24 protein-coding genes and 1 pseudogene are annotated in these 25,240 nt (G+C 71.9%); 11 read left to right on the forward strand and 14 right to left on the reverse strand.

Going from position 1 to position 25,240, the window contains the following annotated elements:
* The first annotated feature begins 118 nt into the window (after positions 1–118).
* The 3 genes from ACWC2T_RS15120 (at position 119) to ACWC2T_RS15130 (ending at position 3,090) form a co-directional block, all read left to right on the forward strand.
* The gene (locus tag ACWC2T_RS15120; RefSeq protein ID WP_450670813.1) at positions 119–1,711 is read left to right on the forward strand and encodes an FAD-binding oxidoreductase; all 1,593 of its coding nucleotides are present in this window, start codon (positions 119–121) and stop codon (positions 1,709–1,711) included.
* Between the two features lie 52 nt (positions 1,712–1,763).
* Positions 1,764–2,645: a diacylglycerol kinase family protein gene (locus tag ACWC2T_RS15125; protein ID WP_450670814.1), complete on the forward strand. Its 882-nt coding sequence runs from the start codon at positions 1,764–1,766 to the stop codon at positions 2,643–2,645.
* 67 nt (positions 2,646–2,712) lie between these two features.
* Positions 2,713–3,090, forward strand: coding sequence for an NUDIX domain-containing protein (locus ACWC2T_RS15130; RefSeq protein ID WP_450670815.1), 378 nt, complete (start codon positions 2,713–2,715; stop codon positions 3,088–3,090).
* Between the two features lie 63 nt (positions 3,091–3,153).
* Here the strand turns inward: ACWC2T_RS15130 and ACWC2T_RS15135 are convergent, their stop codons facing one another.
* Both ACWC2T_RS15135 and ACWC2T_RS15140 read right to left on the reverse strand, forming a co-directional pair.
* Positions 3,154–4,299, reverse strand: coding sequence for an RNA polymerase sigma factor (locus tag ACWC2T_RS15135; protein WP_450670816.1), 1,146 nt, complete (start codon positions 4,297–4,299; stop codon positions 3,154–3,156).
* Positions 4,299–4,712 (reverse strand): YciI family protein, encoded by a 414-nt coding sequence (locus tag ACWC2T_RS15140; protein ID WP_450670817.1) that lies wholly within the window; start codon positions 4,710–4,712, stop codon positions 4,299–4,301. The genes ACWC2T_RS15135 and ACWC2T_RS15140 overlap by 1 nt, the downstream gene beginning before the upstream one ends.
* 216 nt (positions 4,713–4,928) lie before the next feature.
* Between ACWC2T_RS15140 and ACWC2T_RS15145 the strand changes: the two genes are divergently transcribed.
* Positions 4,929–7,232 carry an FdhF/YdeP family oxidoreductase gene (locus ACWC2T_RS15145; RefSeq protein ID WP_450670818.1) on the forward strand — a complete coding sequence of 768 codons (2,304 nt, stop codon included), beginning with the start codon at positions 4,929–4,931 and terminating at the stop codon, positions 7,230–7,232.
* The gene (gene fdhD / locus ACWC2T_RS15150; RefSeq protein WP_450670819.1) at positions 7,220–8,056 is read left to right on the forward strand and encodes a formate dehydrogenase accessory sulfurtransferase FdhD; all 837 of its coding nucleotides are present in this window, start codon (positions 7,220–7,222) and stop codon (positions 8,054–8,056) included. The genes ACWC2T_RS15145 and fdhD overlap by 13 nt, the downstream gene beginning before the upstream one ends.
* Before the next feature lie 79 nt (positions 8,057–8,135).
* On the opposite strand, the gene ACWC2T_RS15155 is transcribed toward fdhD, so the two are convergent.
* Positions 8,136–9,062, reverse strand: a complete 927-nt coding sequence (locus ACWC2T_RS15155; RefSeq protein WP_450670820.1) for a LysR family transcriptional regulator — start codon at positions 9,060–9,062, stop codon at positions 8,136–8,138.
* 178 nt (positions 9,063–9,240) lie between these two features.
* On the opposite strand from ACWC2T_RS15155, the gene ACWC2T_RS15160 reads away from it, so the two are divergent.
* A complete protein-coding gene (locus tag ACWC2T_RS15160) occupies positions 9,241–11,724 on the forward strand; it encodes an ATP-dependent Clp protease ATP-binding subunit (RefSeq protein WP_450670821.1) in 2,484 nt (827 codons plus the stop codon).
* Positions 11,725–11,735: 11 nt separating this feature from the next.
* On the opposite strand, the gene ACWC2T_RS15165 is transcribed toward ACWC2T_RS15160, so the two are convergent.
* The 4 genes from ACWC2T_RS15165 to ACWC2T_RS15180 all read right to left on the reverse strand — a co-directional run bounded on the left by ACWC2T_RS15165 (position 11,736) and on the right by ACWC2T_RS15180 (position 15,210).
* Positions 11,736–12,212, reverse strand: coding sequence for a GreA/GreB family elongation factor (locus ACWC2T_RS15165; protein ID WP_450670822.1), 477 nt, complete (start codon positions 12,210–12,212; stop codon positions 11,736–11,738).
* A 728-nt stretch (positions 12,213–12,940) separates the two neighbouring features.
* Entirely contained in the window at positions 12,941–13,546 is a 606-nt protein-coding gene (locus tag ACWC2T_RS15170; protein ID WP_450670823.1) for a YdeI/OmpD-associated family protein, read from the reverse strand.
* Positions 13,547–13,784: 238 nt separating this feature from the next.
* Entirely contained in the window at positions 13,785–14,534 is a 750-nt protein-coding gene (locus ACWC2T_RS15175) for an SDR family oxidoreductase (RefSeq protein ID WP_450670824.1), read from the reverse strand.
* A 79-nt stretch (positions 14,535–14,613) separates the two neighbouring features.
* Positions 14,614–15,210, reverse strand: coding sequence for a CGNR zinc finger domain-containing protein (locus ACWC2T_RS15180; protein WP_450670825.1), 597 nt, complete (start codon positions 15,208–15,210; stop codon positions 14,614–14,616).
* A gap of 38 nt (positions 15,211–15,248) precedes the next feature.
* Here ACWC2T_RS15180 and ACWC2T_RS15185 point away from each other — a divergent pair, with 38 nt between their 5' ends.
* Positions 15,249–16,451, forward strand: coding sequence for an MFS transporter (locus ACWC2T_RS15185; protein ID WP_450670826.1), 1,203 nt, complete (start codon positions 15,249–15,251; stop codon positions 16,449–16,451).
* Here ACWC2T_RS15185 and ACWC2T_RS15190 read toward each other — a convergent pair whose 3' ends face one another.
* Positions 16,452–17,018, reverse strand: a complete 567-nt coding sequence (locus ACWC2T_RS15190; RefSeq protein ID WP_450670827.1) for a GNAT family N-acetyltransferase — start codon at positions 17,016–17,018, stop codon at positions 16,452–16,454.
* A 102-nt stretch (positions 17,019–17,120) separates the two neighbouring features.
* Here ACWC2T_RS15190 and ACWC2T_RS15195 point away from each other — a divergent pair, with 102 nt between their 5' ends.
* A complete protein-coding gene (locus ACWC2T_RS15195) occupies positions 17,121–18,077 on the forward strand; it encodes a hypothetical protein (protein ID WP_450670828.1) in 957 nt (318 codons plus the stop codon).
* Positions 18,078–18,215: 138 nt separating this feature from the next.
* Here the strand turns inward: ACWC2T_RS15195 and ACWC2T_RS15200 are convergent, their stop codons facing one another.
* Positions 18,216–18,923, reverse strand: a complete 708-nt coding sequence (locus ACWC2T_RS15200) for a BlaI/MecI/CopY family transcriptional regulator (RefSeq protein WP_450670829.1) — start codon at positions 18,921–18,923, stop codon at positions 18,216–18,218.
* A gap of 249 nt (positions 18,924–19,172) precedes the next feature.
* Between ACWC2T_RS15200 and ACWC2T_RS15205 the strand changes: the two genes are divergently transcribed.
* Together ACWC2T_RS15205 and ACWC2T_RS15210 are read left to right on the forward strand one after the other, a co-directional pair.
* Positions 19,173–20,030 (forward strand): alpha/beta fold hydrolase, encoded by an 858-nt coding sequence (locus ACWC2T_RS15205; RefSeq protein ID WP_450670830.1) that lies wholly within the window; start codon positions 19,173–19,175, stop codon positions 20,028–20,030.
* A gap of 67 nt (positions 20,031–20,097) precedes the next feature.
* Positions 20,098–20,385 (forward strand): annotated as a pseudogene (locus ACWC2T_RS15210) (GNAT family N-acetyltransferase); the annotation flags it as partial.
* Between the two features lie 95 nt (positions 20,386–20,480).
* On the opposite strand, the gene ACWC2T_RS15215 reads toward ACWC2T_RS15210, so the two are convergent.
* From ACWC2T_RS15215 to ACWC2T_RS15235, 5 genes are all read right to left on the reverse strand, one after another.
* On the reverse strand, positions 20,481–21,443 hold the full coding sequence (locus tag ACWC2T_RS15215) for a MerR family transcriptional regulator (RefSeq protein ID WP_450670831.1): 963 nt from the start codon (positions 21,441–21,443) through the stop codon (positions 20,481–20,483).
* Positions 21,444–21,490: 47 nt separating this feature from the next.
* Positions 21,491–22,282 carry a hypothetical protein gene (locus tag ACWC2T_RS15220; protein WP_450670832.1) on the reverse strand — a complete coding sequence of 264 codons (792 nt, stop codon included), beginning with the start codon at positions 22,280–22,282 and terminating at the stop codon, positions 21,491–21,493.
* 234 nt (positions 22,283–22,516) lie between these two features.
* Positions 22,517–22,915 (reverse strand): ACT domain-containing protein, encoded by a 399-nt coding sequence (locus ACWC2T_RS15225; protein WP_450670833.1) that lies wholly within the window; start codon positions 22,913–22,915, stop codon positions 22,517–22,519.
* A gap of 53 nt (positions 22,916–22,968) precedes the next feature.
* Entirely contained in the window at positions 22,969–23,187 is a 219-nt protein-coding gene (locus ACWC2T_RS15230; protein ID WP_450670834.1) for a hypothetical protein, read from the reverse strand.
* A 236-nt stretch (positions 23,188–23,423) separates the two neighbouring features.
* Complete coding sequence (locus ACWC2T_RS15235; RefSeq protein WP_450670919.1) at positions 23,424–24,353, reverse strand: SDR family oxidoreductase; 930 nt, start codon at positions 24,351–24,353, stop codon at positions 23,424–23,426.
* An 83-nt stretch (positions 24,354–24,436) separates the two neighbouring features.
* On the opposite strand from ACWC2T_RS15235, the gene ACWC2T_RS15240 reads away from it, so the two are divergent.
* Positions 24,437–25,003 carry a TetR/AcrR family transcriptional regulator gene (locus ACWC2T_RS15240; RefSeq protein WP_450670835.1) on the forward strand — a complete coding sequence of 189 codons (567 nt, stop codon included), beginning with the start codon at positions 24,437–24,439 and terminating at the stop codon, positions 25,001–25,003.
* Positions 25,004–25,240: the final 237 nt, after the last annotated feature.

Raw genomic sequence — 25,240 nt, forward strand, 5'->3', positions numbered from 1 at the left:
GTCACAGTGTAACGCCCCGGGGGTCGGGCACAGCAGACACCGTCGCCCCGGGCACGGCCCGCCGGCCGTCGCGCGAACCGAGCACACCGAGCACACGACCTGTGAGGACGACCGTTCAATGGACATGCTGTGGAACGGCTGGGGCGACCCGGCCAAGGCGGCACCGCTGCCCGACTCGGTGACCGGGCTGCTGCGCGACCTGCTCGGCGTCAGGCCCCGCACCACCCCCGCCCTCTCCCTCGAGGACACCGACCTCCCCGCCACCACAGCCGCCCCGGCCGCGCTCAAGGCGCTTGCCGAGGCCGTCGGCGGCGAGGACCACGTCCGCACCGACAGCGAGAGCCGCATCCGGCACACCCGCGGCAAGTCCACCCCCGACCTGCTGCGCATCCGCGCCGGGGACTTCGCGGACGTCCCGCAGGCCGTGGTCCTGCCCGGCTCCCACGAGGAGGTCCTCGCCGTGCTGCGCGCCTGCGCCGCACACGGCCTCGCCGTCGTCCCCTTCGGCGGCGGCACCTCCGTCGTCGGCGGACTCGCCCCCCAGCGCACCGCGTTCCTCGCCCTGGACCTGCGCCGCATGAACGGCCTGCTCGACCTGGACCCCGTCTCGCGCACGGCAGTCCTGCAGCCCGGCCTGCGCGCCCCCGAGGCCGAGGCCCTGCTCGCCGAACAGGGCTTCACCCTCGGCCACTTCCCGCAGTCCTTCGAGTGGGCCACCATCGGCGGCTTCGCCGCCGCCCGCTCCAGCGGCCAGGCGTCCGCCGGATACGGCCGCTTCGACGAGATGGTCCTCGGCCTGACCCTCGCCACCCCCGAGGGCACCATCGAGACCGGCCGCGCCCCGCGCTCCGCCGCCGGACCCGATCTGCGCCAGCTCGTCCTCGGCTCGGAGGGCGCCTTCGGCGTCATCACCTCCGTCACCGTACGGATCCGCCCGCTGCCGCAGGTGCGCGTCTACGAGGGCTGGCGGTTCGCCTCCTTCGAAGAGGGCGCCGCCGCGCTGCGCAGGCTCGCGCAGGACGGACCCCGGCCCACCGTGCTGCGCCTGTCCGACGAGACCGAGACCCTCATCGGCCTGGCCCAGCCCGACGCCATCGGCGGCGACCTGGCGCAGAGCGCGGCCGGCTGCCAGGTCATCACCGGCTACGAGGGCACGGCCGAGGACACGGCACAGCGGCGGGAGCAGGCGGCGGCCGTCCTCACCGCGTGCGGCGGCACCCTCCTCGGTGCGGAACCGGGCGAACGCTGGGCCCACGGCCGTTTCTCGGCGCCGTACCTGCGCGACGCCCTGCTCGACGTCGGCGCCTTCGCCGAAACCCTGGAGACCGCCGCCTTCTGGTCCCGCATCCCCGACCTCTACACGGCCGTGCGCACCGCGCTCACCGACACCCTCACCGAAGCCGGCACCCCACCCCTGGTCATGTGCCACATCTCCCACGTCTACGAAAACGGCGCCTCGCTGTACTTCACGGTCGTCAGCGCCCAGGGCGAGGACCCGGTGGCCCACTGGACGCCCGCCAAGCACGCGGCCAACGAGGCCGTACTGGCGGCCGGCGGCACCATCTCCCACCACCACGGAGTCGGCACCGACCACCGCGACTGGTACGTCCGCGAGGTGGGACCGCTCGGCATCTCGGCCCTGCGCGCCGTCAAGCGCGGCCTGGACCCCGAAGGCCTGCTCAACCCCGGCGTCCTGCTCCCCACCGACTGACACCGTCCTGTACGACCGACCCACCCGATCCGCCTGCTTCGGAGGCACACCGATGCGACAGTTCACCGCCGTCGTCAACCCCACCGCGGGCGGCTCCACCGGGGCGGCGACACTGCTGCACCTGGCCCGGCTGCTGCGCGAGGCCGGAGCCGAGCTGGAGACGGAGTACAGCCACAGCCTCGCCCACGCCCAGGACATCGCCCGCCGCGCCGGTGAGCGCGGCCGGATCGTCCTGGCCGTCGGCGGCGACGGCATCGCCGGCGGCATCGGCGGCGCACTCAGCGGCACCGGATGCGTCCTCGGCCTGGTGCCCGCAGGACGCGGCAACGACTTCGCCCGCGCCCTGAACCTGCCCGCCGACCCCGCCGCACTCGCCGACATCCTGCTGCACGCCGAGCCACGGCCGGTCGACACCATCGAGGTGGAGTCGGCCGTCCACCCGCGCACGGTCGTCCTGGGCAGCGTCTACGCCGGCGTGGACGCGGTGGCCAATCGGCACGCCAACCACGCCCGGCTGCTGCGCGGCTCCGCCTCCTACTACGCGGGCGGCCTGCGCGCCGTCACCACCTGGCGCGCGGCCGACTACCGCGTCACCGTCGACGGCGAGGAACACACCCACCGCGGCTACACCGTCGTGGCCGCCAACTCCCCCTACTACGGCTCCGGCCGGCTCATCGCCCCCGACGCGCGCGTCGACGACGGCCTGCTGGACGTGGTGATGATCCGCGAGGCACCGCGCCGGCTGTTCTTCGCCCTCATGAACGAGCTGAAGACAGGCGGTCATGTGCACCGCCCGGAAGTACGCGTGCTGCGCGGCAGGGAACTGCGCATCGAGGCGAACCGGCCCGTCCCCTACGGCGCGGACGGCGAGGTCGACGCCACGCTGCCGGTCACGGTGCGGGTACGCCCCGGGGACCTGCCCATGCTGTACTGACCACGCGCCCGCATGGGTAGGGGGAGGGCAACCCGGCCGAGCGCGCCGGGGGAGGGGTTGGTCGGTCATGACGCTGGAGCCCGCCGAGGGCGTGGTGCAGGCGGTCGTCCTGTACGACGGACGACTGCTGCTCGTGGCCAACGGCCACGGCTGGGCACTGCCGTCCGGCACCCCCGAACCGGCCGAACCGGCCGAGGCCACCGCGGCCCGCATCGTCTACGAACTCACCGGTTATCTCGTGGACGGCACGGAGTCCCTGGCCCCACCCGACGGTCCCCCGGCGGACGGCACGTCGGCGGTGGTGTGCCAGCTGCTGAGCGAGTCCCCGTCGGACGGGGCCGCTCTGGCGCCGCAGCAGGTGCGCTGGGCGTCGATCCCCGAGACCGCCGACGTCGTACTCCCCGAAGCCGTACGCGAGTACCTTCGGGGACACACGCCCGTGTGACACGCCTGCCGGTCAGCGGTCCGCCGAGCCCAGCGCGCGAGCCAGAGAGCCGGGCGTGATCCGTCAGCGACCCCGGCGGGCGTTGAGCCGGGCGGCCTGGCGCATGAGGTGCCGGCGCTCGGCGAGGCTGGGTGCCGTGTGGGCCGCCTCGGCGTACAGCCGTGCCGCCGTCGCCAGATCGCCGTCGCGCTCGTGGAGGTGCGCCGCCACTGCGGCGTGGCGGGGCAGTGAGTCGCTCAGCGCCGCGAGCGCCGCCAGCCCGGCGCGCGGTCCGTCGGCCTCGCCGACGGCCACCGCGCGGTTGAGCCGGACGACCGGGCTGTCGGTCAGACGCACGAGCTCGTCGTACCACTCGACGATCTGCACCCAGTCGGTCTCCTCGGCGGTGCGCGCGTCCGCGTGGAGTGCCGCGATGGCGGCCTGGGCCTGGAACTCGCCCAGCCGGTCGCGGGCGAGGGCCGCCTGCAGGATCCCGACGCCCTCGGCGATCAGGCGCGTGTCCCACAGGCTGCGGTCCTGCTCCGCGAGCGGGACCAGGCTGCCGTCGGGCGCGGTCCGGGCGGCGCGCCGGGCGTGGTGGAGCAGCATGAGGGCGAGCAGCCCCGCCACCTCGGGGTGGTCGATGGCGGCCGCGAGCTGCCTGGTGAGCCGAACGGCCTCCGCGGCGAGGTCGACATCGCCGGAGTAGCCCTCGTTGAAGACCAGGTAGAGGACGCGTAGCACGGTGGCGACGTCGCCGGGCTGGTCGAACCGCACGCCGGAGACCGTGCGCTTGGCCCGGCTGATGCGCTGCGCCATGGTCGCCTCGGGCACCAGGTAGGCCTGGGCGATCTGGCGGGTGGTGAGCCCGCCGACGGCGCGCAGCGTGAGCGCGGCCGCGGACGACGGCGTCAGCGACGGGTGGGCGCACAGGAAGTAGAGCTGGAGCGTGTCGTCCACTGCGGGCGCGGGCCCGGGCGCCGGCTCCTGGTCGACGAGGTCCTCACGTCGACGGCGGGCGGCGTCCGCCCGGGCCCGGTCGAGGAACTTGCGCCAGGCCACGGTGACCAGCCAGCCCTTCGCATCCCGCGGCGGGTCGGCGGGCCAGGCGCGGACCGCCTCGACCAGCGCGTCCTGCACGGCGTCCTCGGCCGCCGCGAAGTCGGCTCCGCGGCGGACGAGGACGGCGAGCACGCTCGGCGTGAGGCTCCTCAGCAGCGCCTCGTTCATCAATGGCACTCGGTGATGTCGGGCGTCGCGGTCAGGAACGGGCGCACCTCCAGCCACTCATGGATCGGCTTCCCGCCCGCCCCGGGGGCGGCCGACAGCTCCCCGGCCAGCTCGACGGCACGCTCCTGGCTGTCGACGTCGATCACCATCCAGCCGGCGATGAGGTCCTTGGTCTCGGCGAACGGGCCGTCGGTGACCGGCGGGCGTCCCTCACCGTCGTACCGGACCCACATCCCCTCCGGGGCCAGCGCCTGACCGTCGACGAACTCGCCGGTCTTCTCCAGCCGGGCCGCGAAGTCGTTCATGTACTGCACGTGCGCCGAGATCTCCTGTGGCGTCCACTGGTCCATGGGCACGTCGTTGACCGCTGCCGGAGCGCCGCGGTAGTGCTTGAGCAGCAGGTACTTGGCCATCGTGTCTCTCCTCGGTGCTGGTGCGACCCATTGTGGCCGCCTTCACCCCTGGGACGGAGCCGGTCAGGCGTTCTCGACATCGCCGTCCGAGATTTTTTCGCCGCCCACCTGATAACCCGCGCTTATCACGCCATCGAAAACACCTCTTTGACGTGACTCGGTAAAGCGGCGGATGCTGCCCCGCAGTGCCCATCGGAGAAAGAGGCGGACCGGAAGATGAGCGGTATCGAGGACCCCGGCGACGATCTGTCGGTCACCCCGCCCAAGCGCTGGGCGACCGGTGTCCCGGCGGTGACGCACGCACTGGAGTACTCGCTGGGGCAGACGACCGTACGGCGCACTGCGCTGACCCTGTTGAACATCAACCAGGTCAAGGGGTTCGACTGCCCGGGATGCGCCTGGCCCGAGCCCGCACCGGGCAAGCGGCACCGCAACGAATACTGCGAGAACGGCGCCAAGCACATCAGCGACGAAGCCACCTCGCGACGGGTCACCGCCGAGTTCTTCCGCCGGCACTCGGTCGCCGAACTGGACTCCAGGTCGGACTACTGGCTCAACCAGCAGGGCCGGCTGACCGAGCCCATGATCAAGCGGCCGGGTGCGGAGCACTACGAACCCATCGGCTGGGACGAGGCGCTAGACGTGCTGGCCGGAGAGCTCCGCCGGCTGGACTCACCGGACGAGGCCCTCTTCTACACCTCCGGCCGGCTGAACAACGAGGCCGCCTTCCTGCTCCAGCTCTTCGCCCGCGCCTACGGCACCAACAACCTCCCCGACTGCTCCAACATGTGCCACGAGTCCAGCGGTTCCGCACTGATGGAGACCTTGGGCATCGGTAAGGGCAGCGTCTCCCTGGACGACATCCACACCGCGGACCTCGTCTTCGTCGTCGGACAGAACCCGGGCACCAACCATCCGCGGATGCTGACCGCACTGGAGGAGACCAAGCGCAACGGCGGCAAGGTCATCGCGGTCAACCCGCTGCCGGAGGCCGGACTCATCCGCTTCAAGCACCCGCAGAAGGCACGCGGAGTGATCGGCCGGGGCACCGCGATCGCCGACCAGTTCCTGCAGATCCGCCCCGGCGGCGACCTCGCCCTGTTCCAGGCACTGGGCCGGCTGCTGCTGGAGGCCGAGGACGAGCGCCCCGGCACCGTGCTCGACCACGCCTTCATCAGCGCCCACACCACCGGCTTCGCCGACTTCGCCGACCACGTCCGGAAGATCGCCTGGGAGGACATCCTCGCCGCGACCGGGCTGCGCCGCGAGGAGATCGAGGCCGTCCACGACCAGGTCCTGCGCAGCGGAAAGGTCATCGTCTGCTGGGCCATGGGCCTCACCCAGCACAAGCACGGCGTCCCCACCATCCGCGAAGTCGTCAACTTCCTGCTGCTGCGCGGCAACATCGGCCGGCCGGGTGCCGGTGTGTGCCCGGTGCGCGGGCACAGCAACGTCCAGGGCGACCGCACGATGGGCATCTGGGAACGCATGCCCCAGACGTTCCTCGACGCCCTGGGCCGCGAGTTCGGCTTCACCCCGCCGGCGAAGCACGGACTGGACTCGGTCGACGGCATCCGGGCCATGCGCGACGGCACGGCGAAGGTGTTCCTCGGGGTGGCCGGCAACTTCGTGCGGGCCACCCCCGACAGCCATGTCACCGAGGAGGCGATGCGGCGGTGCCGGCTCACCGCGCACATCTCCACCAAGCTCAACCGCTCCCACACGGTCTGCGGGGACACCGCCCTCATCCTGCCCACCCTCGGCCGCAGCGACCGCGACATCCAGGCCTCCGGCGAGCAGTTCATCACCGTCGAGGACTCCATGAGCGAGGTGCACGCCTCCCGCGGTCGCCTCGAGCCGGCCTCCCCGCACCTGCTCAGCGAGGTCGCGATCATCAGCCGGCTGGCCCGCCGGACCCTCGGTGACACCCTCGACATCCCCTGGGAGGAGTTCGAGGCGGACTACGACACCGTCCGCGACCGCATCTCCCGTGTCGTACCGGGCTTCGACGACTTCAACGCCCGGGTGGCCAGGCCCGGTGGCTTCCGGCTGCCCAACCCGGTCAACCAGCGCGTCTTCCGCACCCCGAGCGGCAGGGCGGTCTTCACCGTCAACGCGTTCACGATGCCGCACATCCCCGAGGGCCATCTGCTGCTGCAGACACTGCGCTCGCACGACCAGTGGAACACCGTGCCGTACGCGATGGACGACCGCTACCGCGGCATCCACAACGCCCGCCGGGTGGTGCTGGTCAACCCCGCCGACCTGGCCGACCTCGGACTCGCCGACCGCGACCGGGTGGATCTGGTCGCCGTCTGGCACGACGGGCTGGAGCGCCGGGCGGAGGACTTCCGCGTCGTCGCCTACCCCACCAGCCGCGGCTCCGCCGCCTCCTACTACCCCGAGACCAACGTCCTGGTACCGCTGGACAGCGTCGCCGACATCAGCAACACCCCCACCTCCAAAGGGGTGTTGATCCGACTGGAGCCCACGCGCGGAGCAGGTCCATGGGTCGGGTGACGGTACGCCGGCGGGTGCTGCGCATCCGCGACGGAGCGAGCACCGCACGGCCGGACACCCTGGCCGCCGAGGAGCCGATGGAGATACGGGTCGGCGGGCGCCCCCTCACCGTGACCATGCGCACCCCGGGCGACGACTTCGACCTCGCGGCCGGCTTCCTCGCCGGCGAGGGCGTCGTCCACGGCGCCGGCGACGTGACGGGCATCCGCTACTGCGCCGGCGCCACGGCGGACGGCGGCAACACCTACAACGTGGTGGACGTCGGCCTGGCCCCGGGCGTGGCCCTGCCGGATGCGTCGCTGGAGCGGAACTTCTACACCACCTCCTCGTGCGGCCTGTGCGGCAAGGCCAGTCTGGACGCGGTGCGCATGGCCAGGAGGTGGTCCGTGGCCGAGGACCCGCTGCGGGTGGGCCCGGAACTCCTGGCCCGCCTGCCCGGAAAACTCCGCGCGGCCCAGAAGGTGTTCGACAGCACCGGGGGCCTGCACGCGGCCGGACTGTTCACGGCCGACGGCGAGCTGCTGTGCCTGCGCGAGGACGTGGGCCGGCACAACGCCGTGGACAAGGTCGTCGGGCACGCCCTCCGCTCGGGCCTGCTGCCGTTGCGCGGCACCGTGCTGATGGTCAGCGGCCGCGCCTCCTTCGAGCTGGTGCAGAAGGCCGTGCTCGCCGGGATCCCCCTGCTGGCCGCCGTCTCGGCCCCGTCCTCGCTGGCCGTGGACCTGGCGGCCGAGAGCGGGCTGACCCTGGTCGGCTTTCTGCGCGGCACGTCGATGAACGTGTACGCCGGTGCGCAGCGGCTCCAGCCGCAGCCGGTGGGGTGACGTGCGCTGAGGTGGACCGGCGTGGGGCTCTAGGTGCCCCGCACATCGGTCGGCCCTCTCCGGGCCCCGGCGCCGTCGGCTACCGCCCCGGATCCCCCGGTACGCGCTCCAGGGCCGAGGCCACGTCGGTGGTGCGGGCGATGTCCGTCAGCGCCCTCGCCATCACCGACCCCGGCTCCCGGGCGGCGATCACCAGTCCCACCGGCACCGCCGCGGCGGGTTCGACCAGCGGCACCGCCCGCATCCCGTGCGGGACACCGAACACATGGAGCCAGGCGTGCGGCACGACGGCCGCCCACTGCCCCGTGCGCACATGGGCGAACAGCGCCGCCACGGAGTCGGTCTCCAGCCGGGGCGAGGGCTGTGTCCCCGCCCGGGCGAACAGCTCGTCCAGCACCCGGCGGCCCTGCATCGCCGGGGTCAGCATGCACAGCGGCAGCCGTGCCGCCTCCGCCCAGGTGGCCGACGCACGCCGGGCCAGGCCGTCGGCGGCCGTGAGCAGCAGGACATACCGCTCCCGGTACAGCGGAACCGTGTGGAAGCCGTCGGCCACGTCCTCGCGCAGATAGGTGACTCCGGCGTCGAGCTCGAAGTTCTGCAGCTGCCGCAGGATGTCCACCGACTGCATGTCCGCCGTGACCTCGACCGTGACCAGCGGGTGCGCCGCGCAGAACGGGCCGGTCAGCAGGGCGACGGCACCGGAGGCGGTGGGCACCGTACCGATCCGCATCCTGCCGCTCAGCCCGGTGCGCAGGACGTCGACCTCGTCCTTGAGGGCGTCACGGTCGGCGAGGATCCGCTGCGCCCATACGACGATGCGCTCTCCCTCCGGGGTGAGGCCCTCGTACTTGCGGCCGCGCCGCACCAGTGGCACGTCGAGTTCCTCCTCCAGCTTGCGCAGCGCCTCCGACAGGGCGGGCTGGGAGACGTAGCAGGCCTGGGCGGCACGGGCGAAATGCCGCTCCCGGGAGAGGGCGACGAGGTATTCCAGCTGACGAAAGAGCACGGCACGGGTGTACCCGACCGCACCCCGCAAAGCCAATCCCGGCCCGTCCCCCGAAACGGAGCGACCGGCATGTCGTGTCCTCCGTTTGCGGCGCCGGGCCCAGCGGGGTTCAGTGATTACGGACCTCGGATCAACGACCCCCGCGGATTGCCGGCCTCCCGCACGCCCAGGAGCAGTCATGTCGATGTCGTTCGGTGCACCGTTCGGTTCGTCGGATCCCTTCAGCGAGTTGTTCAACCGGTTCTTCGGGATGTCGCCGGGGTCCTCGCCCCCCGCGGTGCAGCGGGTGCCCATCGGCCGGCTGCTGACGGAGTCGTCGCAGGAGCTGCTCAACCTGGCCGCGCAGCGGGCGGTCGACGACGGTGTGTCCGACCTGGACACCGAACATCTGCTGTGGGCCGCCACCCAGGTCGAACCGTCCCGGAGACTGCTCTCCCAGCTGGACGTCGACCCCGGCACACTGGCGGCCGAGATCGCCAGGATCCTGCCCCGGGAGTCCGGCGAGCCGTCCTCGCGACCGGGCCTCACCCCCGCGGCCAAGCGCACGCTCGGGGCCGCCTACGCCCGGTCACAGGCGGCCGGTGTGTCGTACATCGGTCCGGAACACATCCTCAGTGCCCTGCTGGGCGACAGCGACACGGGCGCTGCAGAGCTGCTGAGCGCCGAGGGCGTGGACACGCGGAAACTGGCCGCTCTGACCGAGCAGGCCGCCGGGAACGACGGAGGCCCGGCCGAGCGGAAGAAGACACCGGCGACGACACTGGACGAGTTCGGCCGCGATCTGACGGAGGCGGCGAAGGCGGGAAAGCTGGACCCGGTGGTGGGCCGGGCGGAGGAGATCGAGCAGACCGTCGAGATCCTCTCACGGCGGTCGAAGAACAATCCGGTGCTGATCGGCGAACCGGGTGTGGGCAAGACGGCGATCGTGGAAGGGCTGGCGCAGCGGATCGTGGCCGGTGAGGTGCCCGACACCCTCAAGGACAAGAGGGTCGTGGCCCTCGACCTGTCAGGGATGGTCGCGGGGGCGCAGTACCGGGGCCAGTTCGAGGAGCGGCTGAAGAAGGTCATCGAGGACGTCCAGGCCGCGAAGGGCCGGATCATCCTGTTCATCGACGAACTCCACACCGTCGTGGGCGCGGGCGCGACGGGGGAGGGGTCGATGGACGCGGGCAACATGCTCAAGCCCGCCCTCGCGCGCGGTGAACTCCACGTCGTGGGCGCCACGACGATCGACGAGTACCGCAAGTACGTGGAGAAGGACGCGGCCTTGGAGCGGCGGTTCCAGCCGGTGATGGTGCCCGAGCCCACGGTGGAGGAGACGGTGCAGATCCTGGAGGGCCTGCGGGACGCCTACGAGGCCCACCACCAGGTCCGGTTCGACGATGGCGCGTTGGCGGCCGCGGCGGAACTCTCCGACCGCTACGTCACCGACCGTTTCCTGCCCGACAAGGCGATCGATGTGATGGACCAGGCCGGGGCGCGGGTGCGGTTGCGCAGCGTGGGCCGGTCCACGGAGGTGATCAGCCGCGAGGACCGCATCGCCCAGCTCCGCCGTGAACTCGACCAGGCCGTCTCCGTGGAGGACTTTGAGAAGGCGTCGGAGCTGAAGCGGCAGATCTCCGAGGTGGAGGGCGAACTCGCCGGCATCGAAGAACGCCGCGGGGGTGTGGTGTCGGTGACGGCCGCCGACATCGCCGACGTCGTCTCCCGCCGTACGGGGATCCCGGTGTCGCAGCTGACGGCGAGTGAGAAGGAGAAGCTGCTCAGGCTCGAGGAGGAGATGCACGCCCGGATCGTCGGCCAGGACGAGGCCGTCACCGCCGTCTCCCAGGCGGTACGGCGCAACCGGGCGGGGATGGGGGATCCGGACCGGCCGGTGGGATCCTTCCTCTTCCTCGGCCCCACGGGTGTCGGCAAGACCGAACTCGCCAAGACACTCGCGGCGTTGCTGTTCGGGGACGAGGACCGCATGATCCGGTTCGACATGAGCGAGTTCCAGGAGAAGCACACCGTGGCCCGGCTCGTGGGTGCCCCTCCCGGATACGTGGGGTACGAGGAAGCGGGCCAGCTGACCGAGAAGGTGCGCCGCCGACCGTACAGCGTGGTGCTGTTCGACGAGGTGGAGAAGGCGCACCCGGACGTCTTCAACACCCTGCTGCAGATCCTGGACGACGGCCGGCTCACCGACGCCCAGGGCCGGACCGTCGACTTCCGGCACTGCGTGGTCATCATGACGTCCAACATCGGCGCGCACCTGATCCTGGACCACAAGGGTGATGTGTCGGAGCTGAAGGACGAGCTGATGGAGGACCTGCGGACCAGGTTCCTGCCGGAGTTCCTCAACCGGATCGACGACATCATCATCTTCCACGGGCTGACCGAGGACGATCTCGGGAAGATCGTGGACCATCTGCTGGACCGGAGCAGACACCGCGTCCACGCCCAGGGGATGGCTCTGGAGGTGAGCGACGCGGCGAAGAGACTTCTCATCGCACACGGACACCAGCCGGAGTTCGGTGCCCGGCCGCTGCGCCGCACGATCCAGGCGGAACTCGACAACCGCATCGCCACCCTCCTGCTCGGCGGCGAGGCCGAGCCCGGCGACACCATCGTCGCCGATGTCCAGCACGACTCCCTGCACTGCGCGGTCCGGAAGAACTGACCCCGCGCCGCTCATCCGTGCTCGTTCTGCTCCCCGATCGACTCGACGACCGCACTCGACGGGCCGTCCGGCGTGTGGAAGTGGACCGTGTCTCCGGGGCGGTGGCCGAGCAGGGCGCGGCCGAGCGGGCTGGCGGAGGTGACCAGGTTCTGGTCGAGCGCCTCGGCGACCTCGCCGATCTGGAGCGTCTCCACCGAGCCGTCCGGGAAGCGGACGGTGACCGTGCTGCCCACGCCGACCACGTCCGTGGGGGCGGGCCCGGCCACGTCCGCCTGTCGCAGCCGCTCGGTGATGGTCTCGATACGACGGTCCAGCCGGCCGAGCTGACTGGCGCGCTGCAACTGCTCGGCCTGGTCCGCCTGGTCGCCCACGTCCGTGCGGTCCCGCAGGATTCCGGCGACGATGCGGCGCTCGTCGCGCAGGTCGGCCAGCTCCTGCTCCAGCGCGCGGCGGGCAGTGGCGCTGATCGGCTCCGGGCCACCGGTCATGTCCGGCTCCTCTGGTCGAGGGAAAAATATTGGCGAATCGGGCATTTTTCGCATCGTATCAACGAGAGTCCGAGACCGTGTCGCTCCGAGCTCGCGGCCAGGGCGGTGGCTGCGGTGGAGGCTCCCCGTGTCCCGATATACGGTGTTTACGGTGTTCTCTGCATCGTTTTCCCGCTCCCTCAAGGAGGATTCCATGTCCTCGAAGCGACGCCGGAAGAAGAAGTCGCGGCGCAACCACGCCGCCAACCACGGCAAACGCCCCCAGTCCTGAAGGCCCGGGCGAGACCACGCACGGACGCCGGCACACCCCGGACCGGCGCCCCTGTCGCTGAAACAAGGCCCAGCGCTGCCTGAAGCGGCATGCTGTTTCGCGGGGCTCCGGCCCTGCGGACGTTCCCGGCTTCGCGGCCTTCCGCTCCGCCGTTCACATGGACAACAGTGCCGGAAGGGGATCGCGGTACGGCCTGCTTGATGTAGCCCGGATCGCTGCGGATGGCCCGGTAACCCCATGGCACCGAAGCCCTGGACGCCGACGAGCGAGGGTGTCGTGCAACTCCGCGATCCGCACGAGGACTTCGCGGCGGGTCCGCCCCAGCATCCGCTGCCGTTCCCCGTGCCTGTCCGCTCCCCGGCGGACCAGCTCGGCGTGGCGCGCCATCTCTGCGACCGGCCACGGCAGAAGGTTCAAGTGTGCTTGAAGCAAGTGCACTCGGTCCCGCGGCCCCGGATCAGGGATACAGCTTCTGCCGCGCCGCGAGCAGGGCGACGAACTTCTCGATCCGTGCCGCCCGGGTCTGCGGCCTCTTGGCGTCCTGGATCCGGTAGAGAATGGCATACCGGTTACGGCTGTCCAGGGTGGCGAAGAAGTCCCGTGCCCGCGGAGCAGCCTCCAGGGCCGCCTGCAGGTCCTCGGGCACCGTGGCCGTCCTCTGACCGGCGTAGGCCGCCTCCCAGCGGCCGTCCGCCTTGGCCTGCTGCACCTCCCGCAGGCCGGCCGGCCGCATCCGGCCCTGCTCCGTGAGTTCGACGGCCTTCTCCCGGTTCAGCCTCGACCACTTGCCGCCCGGCCGACGCGGGGTGAAGCGCTGCAGCCAGTGCCGCTCGTCCAGCTTCTTCTTCTGCCCGTCGATCCAGCCGAAGCACAGCGCCGACTCCAGCGCTCCGGCGTAGTCGACGCCCTCGAGTCCTGAGTCCTTCTTCGGGATCATCAGCCAGACGCCCCGTGCGTCGGCGTGATGCTCCTCCAGCCACCGCTCCCACGCCTCCTGCGTGGCGAAGGCCAGGACCGGATCGGCTCCGTTGCGTGCTCCACCCGACTGCGCTGCTCCCGGCATGCGCCCCATGAAAACCCACCCCCGACGGCACGGTCAATCAGGGGGCGGGGCACGCCCGACACCGACGCAGGATGTGCTCTCAACACCCGGCCCACCATGGCCGGCGGAGCCGAACCCTACACCCAGCCGCGCGACACCAGGAAGTGGGACGAGGACGACGTACGCCGCCTGAACGAGCCGTGACCTGGGCCGGGGCGCACCGTGCTCCTCGGGACCGGGCACGGTGCGCCGCCCTCGCTCAGGCGGCGTACCCGCCGTCCACGGAGAGCTCGGCTCCGGTCACGTACACCGCCTCCGGCCCCGCCAGATAGGCCACCGCGGACGCCACCTCCGCGGCCGTGCCGAAGCGGCCGAGGGCGGTCATCGCGGCCTGGCCGGACGCGAAGGGGCCGTCCGAGGGGTTCATGTCGGTGTCGGTCGGGCCCGGATGAACGACGTTCGCCGTGATCCCACGCCCGCCCAGCTCGCGCGCCAGCGCCTTCGTCAGCCCGACGACCGCCGACTTGCTCATCGCGTACAGGGTGGCGCCGGGGCCCGGGGTGTGGTGGGTGATGCAGCTGCCGACGGTGATGATCCGGCCGCCGGGCACCATGAGTGCGGCAGCGGCCTGGGCGGCCAGGAACATCCCGCGGATGTTCACGGCGATCAGGCGGTCCACATCGGCGAGCGACAGACTCTCCAGCGGCTGCATCAGCCCGAGGGCCGCGTTGTTCACGAGGACGTCCAGACCCCCGAGCGCCTCGGCCGCGCGTCCCACCGAACCCGCCGCCTCCTCCGCGTCCGCGGCGTCGGCGCGCAGGGCCACCGCCCGCCGCCCCAGGGCCTCGACGGCCCGCACCACGTCCTCCGCCGCCTCCTTGCCATGCACATAGGTCACGGCCACATCCGCACCCTGCTGTGCCAGGCGCAGGGCCGACGCCGCACCGATGCCCCGGCTGCCGCCGGTGACCAGGGCCTTCCTACCGTCAAGAGTTGCCTGTGAAGTCATGCCCCCATCCCACCGGCGAGACCTGCGGAAGGCTGGCGGCGAACGGACCTCGACCTGTCGGGCAAGAGAACGCGTGCGGTCAGGCGGGTGATTCCGGGGAGCGGGCGCGCCGGTGGGTCGCGACCCGTTCGCGGGTTGCGCAGCGGCGGGAGCAGTAGCGGCGTTCGGGGCCGGGGCCCTGGACGATGAAGACGTTCCGGCACGCGGGCGACGCACAGATCCTGCCGGGCGGGAGCTGGCGGTCCCAGACGAGAACGGCCAGGGCCAGGCAGGACGAGGCGAGGAGCCACTCACCCCAGGGGGCGTCGTCGTCGCGGTCGAGGTGGGGATGCCAGGGCGTGCCGCCACCGTGCGAAGTGAGGCGGAGCGGCCCGGTGTGCTCGCCGAGCAGACGGTTGAGGACGGCGGCGGCCTCGTCGACGTGCTCGGCGGCGAAGACCTCCCGCAGCCGGGCCGCGGCCTCGCGCATCTGTGTGACATCCCGTGGGGTGAGGACCACGGGGTCCTTCTCGCCGTGCGCGAGAAGCACCTCCGCCACATGGCCCGGGTCGGGGCGGTCCTCGGTGAGGGCGTTCACGAGTGCGGCGGTGCGGCGGGCCATGCTCAGGACGGAGTGCCGGGTGGACCAGTCGCCGTCGGCGTCGTTGCTGGGGGACACCAGCGCACTGTAACGCATATTGCAGAGTTTTGAGTTACGTGCGTAACGTCTCTGAGGTGACAAGGCGTTACGCGATGGCCGGCTATTTCGCGGGAGCGGTGGTCGCCCGGGTCGGGGACGAGATGTCGGGACCGGCGCTGCTGCTGACCGGATACGCGGTCGCAGGCTCGGTCTCCGAAGCATCCGCGCTGCTCGCAGGCATCACGGTCGCGGCGGCGGCAGGCGGCCCCGTGCTCGGCGCGGTGCTCGACCGGCAGCGGCGGCCAGGACGGCTGCTGGCCGCGGCGCTCGTCCTGTACGCGACCGGCCTCGCGGTGATCCTCCTGGGCCTCGGAAGGCTTCCGTTCACCGTGACCGTGCTGATCGCCGTCCTGACCGGGCTGCCGGCGCCCGCGCTGTCGGGCGGCTGGACGGGTCAGCTGCCGAGGGTGGCGGCGGGGGACCGGCTGCCACGGGCCAACGCACTCGATGCCATGACCTTCGGCATGGCGAGCCTGTCCGGTCCGGTCCTCGCCGGCGGCCTGGCCGAGGTGTCCGGGGCGTCGACGGCCGTCGTGGCGTCGGCGGCGCTCATCGGCTCCGCGGCGCCGGCGGCGTGGGCCCTGCCGGCGCGTTCCGCGCGGGTGCGGAACGGGCAACCCGGTTCGCTGATCGGTGACCTCGCCGTCGGCGCGCGGGTCATCGTGCGCAACCCCCGGCTGGCCCGGGCCACCCTTGCCTCGGTCGTCTGCTGCGCCGCACAGGGCATGCTGACGGCGTGCGTCCCGCTGCTGGGGGAACGTGTCCTCGGCGATGCGGGGCGCGGCGCGCTGCTGCTGTCCTGTACGGCCGTCACGGCGCTCGCAGCCAACGCCGTACTGGCACGGTTCCCGCAGCGCGTCGCCCCCGACTCGATCATCTGGGCCGGCGCCCTGATCCAGGCCGGCGCGTTCGCCCTGGCGGCGACCGGCCGGCCGGCCGTGCTCGTGCCGGCCCTGCTGCTGGCCGGGGCCGGTGAAGGACCCCAGCTCACCGCGCTTTTCGCGGTACGCCACCGGGAGGCGCCCGACCGTCTGCGCGGCCAGATCTTCACCACCGGCGCCAGCCTGAAGATCACCGCCTTCGCGGCGGGTGCGGCGATCGGCGGCCCGCTGGCGACCTGGTCCCTTCCCGGCACCCTGGCAGCGGCAGCGTGCGTGGCGGCCTGCGCGGCGCCGGCCTTCTTCGCCGTACCACTGCGCGTCGGCAAAGCGGCCGAGGAGTCCTCGCAGGGGGCTTGATCACGTACCCGCTTGATACCCTCCCCGCGTGGTCCGGTTCCCGCTCGGCGGCCGGGCAGTCGTCGGGGCCGGCGGAGCGATGAGAGCCGCAAGGCAGCGGAGATACGACAGCCTGGGGCGACCGGAGAGCCGGGTCTCGCCGACGACGGCGAACCCCGAGCGGTCCAGTACGGCCCGCGACGCCGCGTTGTCGAGTGTGGTCCTGGCGCGGAGCGCCGTCAGCCCGTAGCGGTTGGCGGCCAGATCGCAGATCTCCCGCACGCCCCAGGTGGCGAGCCCCCGGCCCGCGGCACGCTCGGCGATGCGATATCCGAGCTCGGCGCCGCCGTCCGCGACATCCACGAGATTCATCCGGCCCAACACCTCGCCTCCGGCGCCCACCAGCAGGTGGAAGTAGCAGTGACCGGCCTCCTGCTCGGCGAGCAGGGCACGGTGGCGCTCGTCGAACCGGGCGAAGTAGTCGTTACCCCGGTCAGGGATCGACGCCGCGAAGTAGGCCCGGTTCTCCTGCTCGAAGGCGAACAGCGCGGGACCATGAGCCGGACGGAGCAGCTGTATCTCGGGCATGGACGGCAATATAGGCAACTTGTATGAGCAAGTTGTACGTGTAAACCATAACGATCTCGGCCCAGCCCTTGCGCGCCCACCGCTACGCCCTAGCCTCCGGACATGGCATTTCTCTCCAGTCGCCGCAGAAGGGCCCGTCTTGCTCCGGAACTCGATGACCAGGACCTGGGCAAGCTGCTGAAGTCGCTCGCGGCGACCACCAGGACCGGCACCATCGCGACCAGTGAGCTGTGTGTGGCGCAGATGTCCCGCCTCCTGGAGCAGGACCCCGGTGACTGGGACCGCCGTACGCATCGTATGGAGGTCCTGGCGGGATTCCTCGTCGGATCGCACCTGTCACGGTCCTGGGTCACGCGCGAGCCCCGCAGCGTGGACGCACTCGTCCTGCACGCCTGGACCCAGGTCGCGCAGGCCCGCGCACAGGGGCACCTGGAAGACCCCGCAGGCACCGTCGAGGTCTGTTTGCGCGCCGCCCAACTCGCCCCCGAGGACCCGACGCCCTGGGTGGCCCTCCTCGCCGTGGCCCGCCTGGAACGCCGCGAGCAGTCGCAGGTCTTCGGGCTGTGGAACGAGGTGCTCGCACGCGATCGCTGGAACCGCGAGGCCTATCTGAACATGCTGGCCTACCTCAGCCCGGACGAGGCGGGCTCGCGCATCCAGGTCCTGGAGTTCGTGGACACCCTGCGCGCCCGCATGCCCGCGAACGCGCCGTGCGTGGCGACCGAACTCACCGCTCAGGTCCACCAGTACCACGCCATCCTCCGCCGCGGCGGGCTCGAGGCGCTGGTCGCGCGGAACCACTGGTCCCACGACATGGCCCTGCAGGCCCTGGACCGCGCGGCGCACACATGGATCCAGCCGGGGTTCCTCCGCCACGCCAAGGCGCTGGCCGACCTCAACCTCCTCGCCTATGCGCTGGTCGCCGCGGACCGGCGCGCCGACGCGCGTGCCGTCTTCGAGCAGATCGGTGGTGTCGTCACCGCGTGGCCCTGGCGGGCCGGCGGCGACCCGGTGAGCGAGTTCGACCAGACGCGACAGAAGGCCACGGCCGGTGCATGAGCCGCGGAACCGGCATGTGATCCATCGTCGTTCAGTGCGTGTCCAGATGGTGACCGCAGGGAGGTCGGCCGTGCCGGCTCGCCCCGTCCGGTACTCGTCGACCGTGGTCGGTGCGGGACGGGGCGATGTGGCCACGGCTCATTCGGCAGCGTCGGCCGGGGACTCCTCCGCGTTCGCCGCCGCCGACTCGGGCGCGGTGGCGAGGGTGTAGAAGACGGACGAGCCCTGCTTGGAGCGCTGGACGGTGTTGCGGGCCACGAGGTTCTCCAGAGTGGTGCGGATGACCTTGGTCTGGATCTCCCGGTCGGCATGGGCCTTGCCGAGCGCCTCGGCGACCTCCGCCGCGGAACGGGGCTCCTGCTGTTCGGCGAGATGGCGGCGGACCAGCTCGATGAGAGTGGGCTGAGCGGACTGGCCGGTCGCCTTCGCCGCCGAGGACTTCGTCGTCGAGGACTTCGTCGCCGCGGGCTTGGCCGCCGGGGGCTTGGTCGAGGGCTTGGTCGCCGCGGGCTTCCTGGCGGCCTGCTTCCTGCGCCCGGACTGCTCCGGGACCGCCTTCTTCGGCGCCCGGTGCGCCCCGGACGCGGTGGCGGTCTTCTTGCGCGGGGCCGGCACCACGGCGCCCTCGGCCGGTGCGGGTGTGCCCACCGAGGAGGCGACACCGAGCGCCTGCCGCATGTTCACCAGGATCGTCTGGTCGTGCTGCAGGGCCGCCAACTGCTCCTGAAGCGCCGCGATTTCGGCGGTGATGCGCTCCTGTTCCTTGACGTTGTGCTCGAGGTCGTTGGTCACCTGGCTGACGTACTGCGAGGTCAACTCGGTGACGGGGGCGGTGGGCTCAGGCATCTGTGGCTCCTATCGTGACTCTGGTGCGCTCCGCCGCCTGCGCTTGCGGCAGACGGGGAACGGGAGTTGTCCTGCGGGTCCCCCGACACATGGATGATACGGATGGACCGGCGGGTTTCCACCGAGTGAACCCTGTGCATTGCCCGCAGGTGTGCCGTTCTCCCCCGTGTCATCCCTCCGTGTCATCTCTCCGATGTGACCTGCGGATCCGGGATGCGGGAAGAGCCATGGCCCCGGCAGAATGCCACGATGGAATCTTTCGTGTCGTACGACGGCGCCGAACTCGCCTACCGTGTCTCCGGGGACGGCATACCCGTGGTGTGCCTGCCCGGTGGACCGCAGCAGTCGACGTACCTGGGCGACCTGGGCGGACTGTCCGCGCACCGGAAGCTGATCAGGCTGGACCTGCGGGGCACCGGGCGCTCGGCTGTGCCCGAAGACCTCGCCACCTGCCGCTGCGACCGGCTCGTCGGCGACGTGGAAGCCCTGCGCCGGCACCTGGGTCTGGAGCGGACGGACCTCCTCGCACACAGTGCCGGAGCCAATCTGGCCGTGCAGTACCTGAGTCGGCACCCCGACCGCATCGGCCGGCTCGTGCTCATCACCCCGAGCGTGCGGGCCGTCGGCCTGACCATCACTGATCGGCTCCGGCGGGAGACCGTACGGCCGCGCCGGGGCGAGCCGTGGTTCCCGGAGGCGTTCGCGGCCCTGGAGGCGATCGGGGCGGGCGCGGCCACGGCGGAGAACTTCCGGGCCATCGCGCCGTTCTCCTACGGCCGTTGGGACGAGGTGGCCCGGGCCCACAAGGCAGCCGAGGACGAACAGCTGAACCGGGACGTCGTGGCCGCCTTCGGCGCCGAGGGCGCCTTCGACCCCGGAGCCACCCGCGCCGCGCTCGCCCGCTTCGAGAAACCGGTGCTGCTGCTCGCGGGTGAGGTCGACCCGGGCGCACCGCCGCCCGCGATGGCCGAGTTCGCGGCCCTCTTCCCGAAAGCCGAACTCGTCGTACAGCCCGGGGCGGGGCACTTCCCATGGCTGGACGACGCCGACCGGTTCGTGACAACGATCGCAGACTTCCTGCGAGAAGCGACCCCTCACGGCCCGTGACGCCGTCGGTCCGGCAGCCGGGGGAATCCCACACGGCTAGCATCACGATCATGGCGGACTGGGAGATGGCGCCCTGGCCGGATTCGTGGCGCTGCGGCCGGCGAACGACGCCCACTGGCTGGAGCACTTCCACCTGGACTCGAGCCTGCAGGGCAGGGGCATCGGGTCGGTCGTGCTGCGGCTGCTGCTGGAGCGGTGCGACCGCGACGGCATCCGGGTCCGGCTGAACGCGCTCCGGGGGAGCCGGGCCCAACGGCTCTACGAACGTCACGGCTTCGCCGTCGAGACCGAGGAACCGGTCGATGTGTTCATGGTCCGCGAGCCCGCGCCGGCCCAGGTGTCCGCACGCCGGTAGCCGCCGCAGGCGAAGGACATGTCATCCGGCGCTCAGGCGCCCACCGGTGCCAGCCGGAAGGGCTCGGCCCCCGCGCTCGGCCGGGTCCTGCGGTCCTATGCCTGGAGAGGGTTCTCGCGCAGCCAGGTCAGTACCTGCTGGGCGTGCTCGTTCGGCGGGAAGACCGGGTAGAAGACATGCTCGATCACACCGGCGCGGAGGACGAGTGTCAGGCGCCTGAACAGCCGCATCCCCTCGACCTCGAACGTGGGCAGACCAAGCGTGTCGGCCAGGTCGAGGGCGGGGTCGGAGAGCATGTCGAAGGGCAGTCCCAGACGCTCCACGACCTCGCGTTGGTAGTCGGTGTCCTGGCTGGACAGCCCGTAGACGCGGCCGGCGCCGGCTTCGAGCAGGTCCTGGAAGTGGTCGCGGAAGCCGCACGACTCAGGTGTGCAGCCACGCGCCCCGGGAATCGAGTTCCAGCCCTCCGGCAGGTCGGTGCCGGGCCGACCGGTGAGGGGATAGACGTAGACGACCGTGCGCCGGGATCCGAGCTCGTCCAGGCGGATCGTTCGGCCGGCCGTGTCGAGCAGCGCGAGGCTCGGCACCTTCATGCCGGGGAGGTGGTCCGCGGCGCCGTCGTCCTCGGGGACGGGCAGATCCGCGGGCAGCGTCAGATAGTCCATGTGTCCGGAGCCTCTCTCCTCGGGTGGTACGACGCCGCTGCCGCGGTGGGCGGCGGCGTTCAGGTTGGCGATCAGCGTCGCGCGGCGGGCGGTCAGGGACTCGATGCGCTCGGTGAGCTCGTCGATGGCCTCGCGGTAGCTCGCGAGGGAGGCGGGACAGTCGTCCGCGTGCGCGCGTCCGGCCGCCAGGCACTCGAGGAACGGCCGGGTGCGCTCGACCGGGATACCGAGCCGGTGAAGTGTCCTGATCTCCCGCACGAGGCGTACGTCGTCCTCGCCGTAGTCCCGGTAGCCATTGGGCAGGCGCTCGGCTGTGATCAGCCCCAGCGACTCGTAGTACCGCACCGCTTTCGGCGTGACATCCGCCCGACGCGCCAGCTCACTGATCCTCATTGCCGTTCACCTCGCACACACGCTAAACCCTGCCCTCGGTGGCAAGGTCAAGGCGTTCCGGGCGGTGCGGCGGCTGAGTCCAGGATGCGTTCGCGCAGCTGGCTCCTGTCCCGGGACACGGTTTCCGGGACGGTCGCGTTCCACACCTGGGCCATCCTGTCCACCGTGTCGGCGAAAGCCTCGCGCAGCCGGCGTCGGAACAGCAGGAGACCGACCGCGGCGACGGGGCGGAGCAGCGAGCGGCCATGAGGTGACAGGACGAGCCGTACCTCCCAGCGGCCGTCGCCGTGCGGCCGGGGCAGCGCCCACAGTGTGGCTTCGGCAAGTCGGTGACCCAGATGCGCCTCGAACGGCGTGCCGCAGAAGCGCCGTCCCTCGGCCGCGTCCCACCATGCCCGCAGATCGACACGGGCATCACCCTGCGCTCGCCGCAGGGACGCCCAGCGGCGGCCAAGGGACCTTACCGACCCGTGCAGTTCGGCGGCGACAGGGCGCGCGACGCCGTGGAGCGCGCCTTCCACGACCGCGACCGTACCGTCGTCTCCGGGGGCGTACTCCAGTCGCACCGCCGGGTCGCTTCCGGCCCGCCGATCGACGATGCGCAGCCGCTCCGGCTCCGGGCGCGGTCCGTCGTCGGCCTCGACCTCGTACACCGCGCCCGCTGCCAGGTGTTCGCCCTCCACCAGCCGCACACCGGGCACCGCCCGCCCGTCGGGAAGCAGCACCCGTCCCTCCTCGGCACGGGTCCCCCGCACCATGTCGAAGAGCACGCCGACCGCCTCCTCGAACCAGGGACGGGGCACGCACGCGACGATCACCGAATGGCTGATGCGGCTCATCGGTACACGATGGCGTCGTAAGTCGGCGACGGGTAGGGGTGCGACGCGGCTGTGGTGGGGGCCGACCACCTGTCGGCCGGGGGCCTGCGGATGGGTGCTGCGGATGGGTGCCGAGGCATCCGTGTCCGGGCACCGCCCACCAGGTCACGAGCCGGCACGCCCTTCACCACGCCGGCCGCACACCACGACGAGGGCTTCCCCCCTTCGGCGGCCGCCCGGCCAGAGCCCGCGCGGTCAGGAGGAGCCGTGGGCCAGCCGCCGCAGGATGTCCACGGCCTCCTCGGCGCGGTCGTAGGGAACGAAGAGGTGGTCGTGGTGGAAGCCGGCGACGACGTTGCAGCTCAGCTCCGCGTCGGCGAGGGCGCGGGAGACAGCGGCGGTCAGCCCCACCGCGGCCAGCGCGGAGTGCACCCGCAGGGTGATCCAGCCGGCCACGTAGTCGTACGCCATCGCTGCCGAGTCCGCCTCCGCCTGAGGCACGACAAGGGTCAGGCCCTCCTGTTCGGCCACCGTCACCACGGGGGTGACACCGGACGGCACGCCGCCCTCCGCCATGGTGAAGACATACCGGCCCGGATTCAGTTCCGGACGCATGCCGCTGAGCAGTGTCTGCAGATCAGTCTCGCCGGTCACAGCTCCACCCTACGGGCCGACCGGCCGCTCGCCACGGAGGCAGGCGGTGCCGGTCACGGCGTCGCCACCGTCTGCCGGCCGCGGCGGGATGGTGCCGGTGCGCCCACGGTCATGCCGTCGCTGATGTGCGGGACCGCGTAGACGGCGCCGTGCGTCACCCGGCCGAGCCGGAAGCAGCCCCGCTCGGGGGGTGTCCGTTCGGGTGCGGCGGGACGAGGGAGCGTCGGCCGCGCCCGGACCCGCAGTTGTTGCTCAGTGAGGTCCTGGACCACGAGCGCATCCCGGACGGCGAGCAGGCCGACGCGTCCCTGACCGCTACACGTGCAGGGACACCTCACCCAGCTCGGCGACGAACGACACTCAGGCGCGACACCGGGCCGGCCGGGCTACTGCCCCGGGACTGCTGACTCCGCCCGCCTTCGGCCGGGGCACCGGGCCCGGCGACGGGCCGGCCGCACTCTCCCGCCACAGGGCACCCGGCGCCCCGCCCCCGGTCGGCCCGGGGCCGTCAGGCGCCGGTGGCCGGGGCGTGGAAGTAGTGCCCCTTGTCGAGGTCTTCGAGGAGACCTGGGTGGGCCGGCTCCCAGTCCAGGAGCTCGCGGGTCAGCGCGCTCGACGCCGAGATGTCGAGGCCGAGGAAGCCGGCCAGCCAGCCGAAGTGCCCGGCCGCTTCCTCGGGTGCCACGGAGACCACCGGCACATCGAGGTGCCGGCCGATCACCTCGGCGACGTCACGGATCGCGACGCCCTCCTCCGCGACCCCGTGCAGCACCGATCCGGCCGGGGCCCGCTCGACCGCCAGCCGGAACAGATGCGCGGCGTCGAGGCGGTGGACGGCCGACCAGCGGTTGGTGCCGTCGCCGATGTGGCCGGAGAGGCCCTTCTCGCGGGCCACGGCGACCAGTGTCGCCATGAACCCGTTGTCTCCCTCGCCGTGACAGGTCGGCGAGAGCCGCACCACGGAGGAACGGATGCCGCGTGAGGCGAAGGCGAGCACTTCCTGCGCGGTGGCGGCGCGGATCGTGAGCGGCGAGCCGTCGAGCACGGGCATGTCCTGCTCGGTCGCCACCCGCCCGGGCGTGAAGCCGGCCAGGCCGGAGGCGAGGACGAAGGGCCGGTCGCTGCCCGCGAGCGCCTCACCGAAGACGTCGACCGCGCGGCGGTCGGCCTCGGCGGCGCCCTTGAAATCGAAGTCGCCGCCGAAGGCGATGTCGTGCTTGAAGGCGAGGTGGATCACCCCGTCCGACGCGGCGGCCGCGTCCCGGAGCAGGTCCAGGTCGTCGAGTGTGCCGCGGACGACCTCCGCTCCGGCCGCGGTGAGCGCGGCGGCGGAGGCGTCGGAACGGGCGAGCCCGACGACCTGGTGACCCGCCTCGATGAGCTCGGGTACGACGGCGGATCCGATCCAGCCGGAGGCGCCGGTGACGAAGATGCGCATGGGAGACCCCAGACAGTCGATGTCAGTGACTGTCATAGACGCTACACCTGATGTCAGTCTCTGTCATCACGTAGGATCTCGTCATGGGTAGATGGGAGCCGGACGCGCGCGGACGCCTGGCGAAAGCCGCACTGGAGCTCTATGCCGAACGCGGGTACGAGCAGACCACCGTGGCGGAGATCGCCAAGCGGGCCGGGCTCACGGAGCGGACCTTCTTCCGGCACTACGCCGACAAGCGCGAGGTGCTCTTCTCGGGCGCGGGGGAGTTGGAGGAGCTGATCGTGCGGGCGGTCGCCGATGCCCCGGAGGCCGCGGTGCCGCTCGATGCGCTGTCCGCCGGGCTGGACGCGGCCGCAGAGGCGTTCACCGACCGGCGTGAGCACGCGCGCCGTCGCCATGCCGTGATCACCGCGAACGCCGAACTCCAGGAGCGCGAGCTGATCAAACTCGCCTCGATGGCCTCCGCGCTCGCCGGCGCGCTGCGCGGCCGCGGCGTCCCGGAGCCGACCGCGAGCCTGGCCGCCGAGGCGGGGGTCGCCGTCTTCAAGGTCGCCTTCGAACGCTGGATCGCACCGGGCGAGGAACGCCCCATGCAGCAGCTGATCCGGGAGTCACTGACCGAACTCAAGGCCGTGACCTCGGGCGCCTAGGCGCCGCACCGCAGCCGGTGGTGCCCGTTTCTGGTCGTGAGCACGGCCGAACTACCCAGGGAAGCAGGGAAGTTCGGCCGCTTGGGTGGGAGGGCCCCGGCAGCGGCGGGTGTCGGAGATTCCGGGTCGCTGCTCAACACGTCCGATGTATGGGGACGTTGCGGACAGGTGTGCGGGCCAGGCCGCCCGCTCGGGCAGCGGTCCGGGTTCCATGGCGGCCGTGCGGCGGCACGGGCG

This window comes from Streptomyces sp. NPDC001393, assembly GCF_053597455.1.